At 56.0% G+C, this 10,183-nt stretch carries 8 protein-coding genes; 1 reads left to right on the top strand and 7 read right to left on the bottom strand.

What is annotated here, in order from left to right; all coding sequences use genetic code 11:
- Genes B5F80_RS09820 through B5F80_RS09835 form a run of 4 tightly spaced genes read right to left on the bottom strand, consistent with a single transcriptional unit; the run spans nt 1 to nt 4,813 of the window.
- Complete coding sequence (locus B5F80_RS09820) at nt 1–1,320, bottom strand: D-serine ammonia-lyase (RefSeq protein WP_087478654.1); 1,320 nt, start codon at nt 1,318–1,320, stop codon at nt 1–3.
- A 5-nt stretch (nt 1,321–1,325) separates the two neighbouring features.
- Nucleotides 1,326–2,687 carry an amino acid carrier protein gene (locus B5F80_RS09825; protein ID WP_087478655.1) on the bottom strand — a complete coding sequence of 454 codons (1,362 nt, stop codon included), beginning with the start codon at nt 2,685–2,687 and terminating at the stop codon, nt 1,326–1,328.
- Between the two features lie 11 nt (nt 2,688–2,698).
- Nucleotides 2,699–4,021, bottom strand: a complete 1,323-nt coding sequence (locus tag B5F80_RS09830; RefSeq protein WP_087478656.1) for an ectonucleotide pyrophosphatase/phosphodiesterase — start codon at nt 4,019–4,021, stop codon at nt 2,699–2,701.
- 3 nt (nt 4,022–4,024) lie between these two features.
- Nucleotides 4,025–4,813 carry a DeoR/GlpR family DNA-binding transcription regulator gene (locus B5F80_RS09835; protein WP_087478657.1) on the bottom strand — a complete coding sequence of 263 codons (789 nt, stop codon included), beginning with the start codon at nt 4,811–4,813 and terminating at the stop codon, nt 4,025–4,027.
- A gap of 228 nt (nt 4,814–5,041) precedes the next feature.
- On the opposite strand from B5F80_RS09835, the gene B5F80_RS09840 reads away from it, so the two are divergent.
- Nucleotides 5,042–6,325, top strand: a complete 1,284-nt coding sequence (locus tag B5F80_RS09840) for an MFS transporter (protein WP_204246389.1) — start codon at nt 5,042–5,044, stop codon at nt 6,323–6,325.
- Between the two features lie 77 nt (nt 6,326–6,402).
- On the opposite strand, the gene rpoN is transcribed toward B5F80_RS09840, so the two are convergent.
- The 3 genes from rpoN to B5F80_RS09855 form a co-directional block, all read right to left on the bottom strand.
- Nucleotides 6,403–7,686 (bottom strand): RNA polymerase factor sigma-54, encoded by a 1,284-nt coding sequence (gene rpoN / locus B5F80_RS09845; protein ID WP_087478658.1) that lies wholly within the window; start codon nt 7,684–7,686, stop codon nt 6,403–6,405.
- A 50-nt stretch (nt 7,687–7,736) separates the two neighbouring features.
- Nucleotides 7,737–9,326: a bifunctional UDP-sugar hydrolase/5'-nucleotidase gene (locus tag B5F80_RS09850; RefSeq protein ID WP_087478659.1), complete on the bottom strand. Its 1,590-nt coding sequence runs from the start codon at nt 9,324–9,326 to the stop codon at nt 7,737–7,739.
- 148 nt (nt 9,327–9,474) lie between these two features.
- A partial coding sequence (locus tag B5F80_RS09855; protein ID WP_204246390.1) for a UPF0236 family protein occupies nt 9,475–10,183 on the bottom strand: 709 nt, incomplete at its 5' end.

The raw sequence follows: 10,183 nt of genomic DNA on the forward strand, positions 1-10,183 counted from the left end.
TTATATCCCCGTGTTGATATAGGCCTGGCGGACGTCTTCCGGCACCATGCTGCCGCCCGTCGCCCAAGCGATGTGCGTCGCCTGTCCCATAACGGCTTCGAGGCCGGCCTGACGGACATATTCCTGCAGCGAATCCGACTGAAGGAAGGCAGCAAAGGCAGCGCATGAGCTCGGCTCGATAAATACGCCTTCCGTATCGAGGAGTCCCCGCATCAAATCATACAGCGTCCCATCCTGAATCGTCGCAATGCCCGACAGCAGCGGCTCTACGACGCGGCCGACGAAGGCCGACGGTCTGCCGACAGCCAGTCCGTCAGCATCGGTTTTGCCGTCGATACCAATATCTTCTACGGAAATGCCATCGTGAAGCCCCGTCGCCATTCCCAGCATCATGCAGCAGGCATGAGTCGGTTCCGTAAAGAAGCAGTGAACGTTATCGCCGTATACTTCTTTCAGGCCGTAGGTGACGCCGCCGGGAGCGCCGCCGATGCCGCAGGGAATATAGACGAACAAGGGATGTTCGGCATCTACAGGAATCTGCATCGCTTCCAGCTGCTTCTGGAGACGGCGGCCCGCCACGCTGTAGCCTAAGAACAAGTTCTTCGAGTTTTCATCGTCGACGAAGTAGCTCATGGGATCGGCATCGGAATTCTTCCGCCCTTGTTCTACGGCGGCGCAGTAGTTGTCTTCATATTCAATGACCGTAACGCCGCGGCTGCGGAGCAAATCTTTCTTCCACTGCTTAGCGTCGACGGACATGTGAACGATAACGCGGAAGCCCAGCTGGGCGCTCATGATGCCGATGCTCATACCTAAATTTCCTGTACTGCCGACCTGCACCGTATACTGACTGAAAAATTGACGAAATTCCGGTTCCGCCAATACGGCGTAGTTATCCGTTTCTTTCAGCTTGCCCGCTTCTATTGCCAGTTCTTCGGCGTGTTTCAGAACCTCGTAAATGCCGCCCCGGGCCTTGACTGATCCGGAAATAGGCAAATCACTGTCCATCTTGAGAAGCAGGTTTCCCTGAATGCCGGCTTCGTAGGAGCGATTCAAAAAGTCTTTCATCTTCGGAATATCCCGAAGTTCCGATTCAATGATGCCGCCGCTGGCCTTGAGCTCGGGAAATACCGTTTCCAAATAAGGAGCAAACCGTTGGAGGCGGGCTGCCGCATCCTGTATGTCTTCAGGCGACACAGCCGTAATATGCCAGTTTTTCTGTTCTTCCTTCTTCGGATTGATCCAGAAAACTTCTTCCAATTTGGCGGCTTTCGCTACAGCCGGCACCGTTTCTATATATTTCTTGACATCTGTGTTCATGTTGTTTATTCTCCTCTTTTTGCAATATACCCATTAGCCGGGTCTAAGAATTCCTTCGTAAGACGCCGAACTTCCGGCGACAAAAACAGCATCGCGACGATATTGGGAATGATGAGCAATCCCAGCGCAATATCCTGAATGGACCAGACCAACTGTATCGTTCCCAAGCTGCCGATGACGATGAGGACAGGAAAGGCATACCGATACAGGGAATCCCATGATTCTTTCTTCAAAAACGTAAGACTGACATGGCCGAAATACCACTGGTTCATGATAGATGTGCCGGCGAATAATATCAAGCTGAAATACATGATATACCGCATGCCGGGCACGACGGAATCAAAGGCTACAGCCGTCAGCGTCGCGGCGTTGTCGTGAAACTGTGCCGCGCCGGTCAGCAATACGACGATGCCCGTCGCGCTGCAGATTAAAAAGGTGTCGACAAATACTTCGATGATGCCATAGAAGCCCTGCCGAACCGGATGGTCTACCTGAGCCGCCGAGTGAAGGACGGGAGCCGTGCCCTCACCAGCTTCGTTGGAATACAGGCCCCGGGCTACACCGTAGCGCATGGCTTCTTTCATCGTATAGCCCAGCACGCCGCCGGCTCCGGCCTCCCAGGCAAAGGCGTGGGACACGATAGCTTGAAACATAGCCGGCACGGCATCCAGATGCACAACGAACACGACCAGGCCGCTCGCCAAATACAATCCGGCCATAAACGGCACGATGCGCTGGGCGATGTATATGAGCCGCTTAAACCCGCCGCTGATGATGAAGAACATCAGGGCGGCCACGAGCAGGGCCGTCGCGCCGACAGGCAGATAAAAGGCCTCTTTCATGACCTGGGCGATCGTATTGGACTGGATCAGCGTCGCGCCGCAGTTTTGAATGAACAGGAACACGGCGACGGCGACGCCGGCCTTGCGCCACTGCAGGCCCTGGGAAATGTAGTACATGGAACCGCCCGTAATATTTCCCTGCCGGTCCTCGCCGTGATAGCGGACGCCCATGACGATTTCGCCGAACTTCGTAGCCATGCCCAGAAAGGCCGCCGCCCACATCCAAAACAACGCGCCGGGGCCGCCGTACAAGATGGCCGTCGAAACGCCTACGATGTTGCCGCTGCCGACGCAGCTGGCAAGGGAGGCGCACAGCGACTGGACGGACGTGCAGCCCTTCTTCGCCGCGCTGTCCTTCTGCGAAGGGCGCTGAAACAGCCCCCGCCGGATATAGCAGAGAAACCGCAGCTGAATACAGCCCGTCATGACCGTATAGACCAGGCCCAGTCCCAGCAGCGCGCACAGGAGCCAGTCGCCCCACAGCAAATCGGCAGCTTGCTTCACAAAGATTTCTATATCTGCCACGTTCGTTCTCCTTATGCCAATACGTTACGGCCTTCCGCGTCGGGAAGCTCGGCCCCCATCAGGGCGGCCAGCGTCGGCGCGACGTCGATGAGGCGCATGTCGTCGACGACGCCTTCTTCGACGCCCTCGCCGGCCATCAGGAAGGACGCCCGCATTTCGGGAAATTCCTCGTTATATCCGTGCTGCGCCTTCTGCGTCAGCTCCGTACGGATAAACTTGCCGTCCGCGTCGTCCCGTATTTCGTACCCTTTATGGGAAATCAACACGTAGTCGGCGTCGGGGAAGCCGCCGCGGGCCCGCGCTTCTTCGCCGGTCAGGACGGCCATGATGGCGTTCCGTCCGTCCTGGGCCAGCTCTCTCATGACGCCGTCCAGTATCTTCCGAGACGCTTCGTCGTCCTTGCGGGCCAGGCGGATTTCACAAATGCCGCCGGCTCGCTGGCTGTACGCTTTCCAATCGGTAACGCGGCCCGTATCGTCGCATTCGATCAGCCCGGCCTGGCGCAGCAATACGTTGGGATAGACCGTGTGGGTATTGTCCAGCGTGCCGTGGTCAGATACGACGCAGACGACGAGGCGGCCGCCCGTAACGGCTTCGGCCTCGTGGACCAGCATGCCGACCATGGCGTCGATCTTTTCCAGGCTGCGGGCCGCTTCCGCGCTGTATACGCCGAACTGATGGGCGCTTTCGTCGAAGCTGGCGAAATACGCCGTCAGGAAGAAGGGCTTTTCGGCCTGGCAGGGCCCCAGCTTGTTCCGCAGCAGCCATGCCGCCGCCTTATACCGCTGGGCGTCGCCGTCGTCGGACAAATCCAACCCGCCGGCGTAGCGGCCGATATCTGCTTCCATTTCGGCAATCAGGCCCTGCGGCTTCGACACGGCGTCGATAAAGGCGCTGTCCATTTCCGTGCCGTCCCACCAGAATTCCGGCGCGACGTAATCGCCCTTGGCGCCGACGGAGGTCGGAAAGGCCGCGCTGCCTACGACGTAGCCAGCCTGGTGGGCCGCTTCCCAAAGGGTCGTCACCCGCTTGTTGGCAAACCAGTGCCACGCGCCCTTATGGCGCGACGACGGGTCGAATACGGCGTTGTTGACGATGCCGTGAGTCACGGGGTTCGTTCCCGTAATCATGCTTTGGTGACACGGATAGGTAAAAGGCGGGAAGACGCTTTTCATGCCCTTCGGCGCGACGCGCCCGCCCTTCAGAAAATACGACGTAAGAAACGGAAGGGAAATGCCTAATCGTTCCTGTTCAAAGAGAAATTCCGGCTTTAAGGCGTCGACGGACACCAATAAAACGCTGGGCTTTCTAGTATGTTCTACATGTTCCTTCATCACTTATTCGCTCCTTTCCGGCGCTACGACGACGTGTACGCCGGCTTTTTCAAAACGCCGCCTCTGCTCGGCAGAAATACCGACGTCGGTAACCAGGGCGGCGATGCTTTCGATGCCGCACATGCGCACCAGGGAATTGACGCCCAGCTTCGAGCTGTCGACGATGGCGATCGTGCAGTCCGCCGCCTTCATCATCTTGGTCTGGACCGGGATTTCGTCCATTCGCTGATACGTAACGCCTGCTTCTACTGAAATGCCGCAGGTAGTCAAAAAGAAAATATCGACGTGGATTTTTGAAAATATCAGGCTGGCAAAATCAGATAAAAAAGCCTCTTCATCTTCTTTATATACGCCGCCCGTCACGATGAGCTCTATGCCCGACGCGCCGGCCAGCTCGTTCGTAATGGCCAGGGAATTCGTTACGACAGTCAAAGACCGAAACCGGCCTTTCAGCTCTCTTGCCAACAGCAAGGCCGTCGTCCCTGAATCCAGAGCGACGACTTGGCCGTCCTGAATCAGTTTCACCGCTTCTTTAGCGATATGTTCTTTATATACCACCTGGCTCTGCTTGCGTTCGTGAAACGACTCGTACGCCGACGGCGCAGATCCTTTAGCGATCTTCATAGCTCCGCCGCGGATGCGCTTGAGGAGTCCTTTCTCTTCCAGAGTCATTAAATCCCGCCGGACTGTTTCCCTCGTCGTCGACATCAATTTGCACAAGGCGTTGTTTTTGACAATCGGTTCCTGTTCCAATAAATCCATTATGATCTTATATCGTTGTTCAGACAGCATATATATCTCTCCTTCTGTCCGCATGCACCAAATCTGTTCTGATAGTATCTTAACACACTTTGCCACAATTTGCAACGCATTTACTTTTTATTTTGCCAAATAATTACATATTTTGACTTGACATTACACATTTTCACACATATACTAAAGGTGTCAAATCTGTTCGACACGACAACGACATTCCTTTAAGATTATCTATACTTACTTGATACGGAGAGTGATTCAGAAATGGCTGAACAAGCGGTAATGCGACCGAAGAAAGCAGGCTTAGACAAAAAATGGATATCCTTTGGTACCCTGGTGCTGGGAGCCGGCACGATTTACAAGCTCGGCTTTTTAAAAGATGCCTTCTACGTACCGATGCAGGACTTCATGGGATTATCCCACACGCAGATCGGCGCAGCGATGAGCGTCGCCGGCTTAATTTCCACCTTCGGCTTCCTGGCTTCTATCTATTTGACCGACCGGGTGTCGAAAAAAATAATGATTCCTTTGGCATTACTTGGCATTTGTCTTTGCGGGTTGTGGCTTTCTACGTTCCCATCGTATACGTCCTTCCTGCTCATTTACTGTCTGCTGGCAGTCTGCGCTGACATGCTTTACTGGCCAACGATGCTTAAAACGGTCCGCCTGTTGGGAACCCGCGAAGAGCAAGGCCGCATGTTCGGCATCATGGAAGCCGGCCGCGGCCTCGTAGACACGCTGATCGCCTTCTGCGCCTTAGGGATTTTCTCCGCCCTGGGAAGCACGGCCGAAGGGCTGCGCGCGGCAATCCTGTTTTATGCCGCCGTCCCCGGCGTCATCGGCGTCGTCATGTACTTCTTATTAGAGCCCGACGCCAAACAAGACACGACGGCGCAAAGCGAATCAGTCAGCAAAAACCAGCAGGCATGGAAAGGCGCCGTACAGGCGTTAAAAAACAAAAATATCTGGCTCGTATCGTGCAATATCTTCCTGGTCTACAGCGTATATTGTGGTATTACGTACTTTATCCCCTTCCTGAATGAAGCCTATGCCCTTCCGGCAGCTCTCGTCGGCGTATACGGCATCATCAACCAATACGGCCTGAAAATGGTCGGTGGCCCCATCGGCGGCTTGATTTCCGACAAAGTCCTTCATTCCCCGACGAAATACCTGCGGGTCGGCTTCCTCGTTACAGGCGTCATCCTCGCCGCCTTCGCCTATCTCCCCCACGAAGCCCTCGGCATCTGGGCCGGCATCGTCATTTCCCTGGTCATCAGCGCCTGCGTCTACAGCATGCGCGCCGTCTTCTTCGCCCCGATGGACGAAGTCAACGTCCCCCGCGAAATCACCGGCTCGGCCATGTCCATGGCGTCCTTCGTCGGCTACCTTCCCGGCGCGTTCATGTACGCCGTATACGGCTCTATTCTGGACTCTCACGCAGGCATCGCCGGCTACCAAATCGTCTTTACGGTCATGGCAGTCTTCGCATTGCTGGGCATTCTCCTGAGCACGTATATTGTCAAACGTATCCATCCCATTACAAAATAATCGATATATGACAAAACAGCTGCCGCATATCAAATACGATGATATGCGGCAGCTGTTTTTTACATGCATGGCGAAGATTATTCCTTCATTCTCCTTCGCATGCGGCTGTTGGGGATATTCATTTTAAATCGAAATTTCGTAATCGTCCGCCGTGCCACGTGCACGGACTGCTGGCTGAAGTAATCGGCTAAATCCTGATCAGACCAGGGACGCCGACAGTCTTCTTCCGCAATAAGCCGCGCCATTTTCTCCATGATAGCCTTGTCGGAAATACTGCCGTCCCGCTCCCTATCGCAGCGGTAATGGTGGGCCAAAAAAGACTGAATTGGATAGATGCGGCCGCGAAACAAGGCGTAGCGGTCGCGGCAGACGCGGCTCACCGTCGCCGCGCTGAGCCCTGTCGCCGCAGCGATGTCTTTTTGAGTCAAAGGACGCAGGCTGCCGCCATGGAGGAAATGTTCGCCCTGTTCCTTTACTATATGCTCCACGACTGTAAAAATTGACTGGCGGCGGTACGCCAGGGCTGTCTGTAAATCCAAAAACTGCCGCTTGGCCTTGCGGATAAAATCCTGCGTCGCCTTATCGCCGTCCTTACCATAAGCCGTATACAAATCGTCGCGGAAAAATACATCCGGCAGGTCTTCCAGAGACCGCACCGTCAGATGTCCCTCTTCATCGCAGAGGATTTCTATATCAGCCCGCACGAATTCCGTCCGCTCGTCGGCCGGCGCGACCGGCTGCAGGGCCAGCTTCTTCAAAAAACGGCGGATTCGTCCCAGCCCTTCCGGCGACAAGCCCATTTGTTCTTCCAGCCGCTTCCAATGGCCGCGGATGAAATCGTCGTAATGGTTCAGCAGCAGCACTTCCGCCCCTGCCGGCGCGTCCTTCCGGCGGCGCGTCTGAATCAGCAGGGCTTCCTGTATCGTCCGCGCGCCGACGCCCGGCGGGTCGAAGGTTTGGACCAGGCGCAGCCCCTCTTCCATATCGGCGACAGACAAGCCGTAGTCGACGCCGATGTCCTCTAACGCGGCGGCGAAAAATCCTTTCTCGTCGAGGGACTGGATGACCAGCCCGGCGGCCAGCATCACCTTTTTGGAAACGGCCTGGACGCGGAGCTCCTTCATGAGCTTTTCCTCCAGTGAGTCGCCGCTGCTGCGGATATTGTCGATAGGCTTTTCCGCACCGCCGCCAGCTTTGGGCCGCACGTCGGGATAGCGAATATCCAGCAGGGGATTTTCCGTCACCTTTTCGTGAAGAAATTCCACCAAATCCTGTCCCCGCAGAGTCATCATCTGAATGGTCAGGCGCTGCATCTGGGATAATTTAATTTTCTGCTCTAACGTTAACGCGATTTTTGCCATATTCATCCTCTCGCATCGATGCGCCCTCTGCAGGGGCGCTGCAAATCCAACTAAGGCTGCAGCTGGATCCGTCCCTGCGGCGCGGCGTATTCCGTCCCGATCCGCCCCTGCAGCTCGTCCTGAATGTAGTGGACGACGGCTTCAGCGTCGGTATAGCCGACATACTTCGTCTCAGCCTTTCCCGGCTCAGCCAGGACGCCGTAGGCGTCGCCGCCGCGACTGACGAATTCATACGTGGCTATCGTATATACCGCGTCGGGAGAAAAGGCCTTACCGCCGACGCGGTGAATCGTCACGCGCTGCCCGGGCTTTACCGGCTTGTAGTATTTTCCATTTCCGTAGACCCGCCCCTTCGCGAAGGGAATATCCGTACGGACCGTCATTTCGATGCCCGAAACCTGGGGGAAGGCCCCGGCCGGATAGGGAGCCGCCGCCGTCGCCGCTTCCATGATTTCCAGCAAGGTTTCGCCGGTCATGGTTACGACGCACACCTGGTTCCGGTAGGGCAGCACGCCTTGAACGGCACCCTGGGTCACTGCGCCGGCCGGGATAGACGCGCGCAGGCCGCCGCCGTTGACGATGGCTCCGTCGATATTTGTCCCCTCTGCAGCCGTCGCCATGCGGGCCTGCCACAGGACGGCGTCGGCGATGAAGTCGCCTAAATTCGTCTCTTCCATCCGCACCTTAGGCCGGCTGCCGTCCAGCACGACCTCCGACGCGCCGATAGGCCGGGACAATTCGGCCTGTACGTCGGCCGCCGCCTTGTCGACTAAGGCCTTGACGGCCTCGTCTTCCTTGGCAAAGGCGCCGTAGGGAAGGTTCTGTTCCCGCCATTGGCCGTCCGCATAGGAAACGACGCCGATGTTGGCTAAATGGCTGCCCGTCGCCGTCAGCAGCACGCCGTCGACACGGTAGTTTTTCACACGATGGTCATGACCGTCGATAAAGAGGTCGATTCCCTGCACGTGGCGCAGGATGTCGTCAGATCGATGGCCCTCGCTGATCGGCTCGCTGCCCACATGCCCCAGAGCCACGATGAGATCGCAGCCAGCGCCGCGCAGATAATCCACGTTAGATTGCACGGCATCATACAAATCCTGTCCGTCTAAAAAGGTCAGGCCGTATACGTGTTTCGGATTCGTCGCCCCCGCTGTTTCCGGCGTCGTGATGCCGATGATGCCGACGGTTACGCCGCCTTTTTCAACGATCGTATAGGGCCGGACGAAGGTCTTTCCCGTCGCGTCGACGAGAATATTGCAGGAAAGGAAGGGAAAGTCCGCTTCCGCTGCCCGTTCGAGTGTCACGTCCTGTCCATAATCGAATTCGTGATTCCCCAAGGCCATGGCGTCGTAGCCTGCAGCGTTCATAAAGGCGATAGCCGTCGCGCCCTGACTCAGATTAACTAAATTATGGTCCTGTATGGCGTCGCCGGCGTCGACGAGAAGTACGTCCTTGCCCTTCGCCTCGTACTCCTGTTTCAGCGCCGCTACGGCTGCCATGCCGTACACGCCGTCGGCCTGCTGGTCGTAGCCGTGGGTGTCGTTAGTGTGAATGACGACGAGATGGGAAAAGTCCGCCGCCCCGATAGCCTGAAAGGCCGCTATCGTCAAGGCCAAGGCTAACCAAAGAAATTTTCTCATATATACGCTCCATTTCTCAAAATTTGTCTTTATTATAGCATATATGCCGCCGTTCCCCTATAGCGGCCGGAGCGAACGACAGTGTCAAGTTGTTGTGGGTATATATTTGACAGAAACATCTTGGCATGTAAATCCGGCCTTTTAGTATCTAATGTATATGGTGATATCCACTGTTTTGGATATCTTTCATCCATCTTCCGTGTAATGCGCCTTCGCTCCCCGGCATACGGCAGCTGTGCTCTGCATCATACACGCAGTACGGCAGCCGCTGGCGTCGGCATTGCCGCGTCAGTTCCTGTGAATTCAGGTCTGGTACTGTATCGGAGTGTTTCTTCGTCAGGCAATCTAAGGCATAGCGCCACACGTCGCCGCCGTTTTCTGCCAGCGTCCGCAATCGGGCAATCCGTTCCGCCCCGTCTTTGCTCCAGCCCATTCCACGTGAGCTCAGCCGGGCCGACAGGATATGACTGACATGCCCTTCCGTACTGCTGGCGAATGTCTCCCGGTTCTGCAGCCAGTCCCGAATCCCTTCCCAATGGTTCAGGATATATTGCTGACCTCTTCGAATCGCTTTTCTCCGATACGGACGGTGCCGTATCTTCTGTTCAGCTTCCCGGCAGAATTGCTCCCGGTCATTGGCCAGCAAGGCGTCATACAGAGGTTGGATCGTTTCCGTCCCCGCTATCTGCCGCAAGTATTTGACAACATGAAATCCGTCCGTGACGCAGCGGCTCTTTTCCAGGTACGACGTCGCGCTCTGTATCCACGCCGCCCCGTCTCCCAGAATCGTAATCTCTGGACTGTCGTATACGGTTTGGATATATTCCTTGATTTCCTTCCAAGGCATCCCATATCCC

This window comes from Megasphaera sp. An286 (genome assembly GCF_002163455.1).
In the GTDB taxonomy this organism is placed as follows: Bacteria; Bacillota; Negativicutes; order Veillonellales; family Megasphaeraceae; genus Megasphaera; species Megasphaera stantonii.

Bases quoted from the DNA above. Each gene is read 5' to 3' on its own strand.
- B5F80_RS09820 (WP_087478654.1), bottom strand. From the start codon at position 1,320: ATGAACACAGATGTCAAGAAATATATAGAAACGGTGCCGGCTGTAGCG.
- B5F80_RS09830 (WP_087478656.1), bottom strand. From the start codon at position 4,021: ATGAAGGAACATGTAGAACATACTAGAAAGCCCAGCGTTTTATTGGTG.
- B5F80_RS09835 (WP_087478657.1), bottom strand. From the start codon at position 4,813: ATGCTGTCTGAACAACGATATAAGATCATAATGGATTTATTGGAACAG.
- B5F80_RS09840 (WP_204246389.1), top strand. From the start codon at position 5,042: ATGGCTGAACAAGCGGTAATGCGACCGAAGAAAGCAGGCTTAGACAAA.
- rpoN (WP_087478658.1), bottom strand. From the start codon at position 7,686: ATGGCAAAAATCGCGTTAACGTTAGAGCAGAAAATTAAATTATCCCAG.
- B5F80_RS09850 (WP_087478659.1), bottom strand. From the start codon at position 9,326: ATGAGAAAATTTCTTTGGTTAGCCTTGGCCTTGACGATAGCGGCCTTT.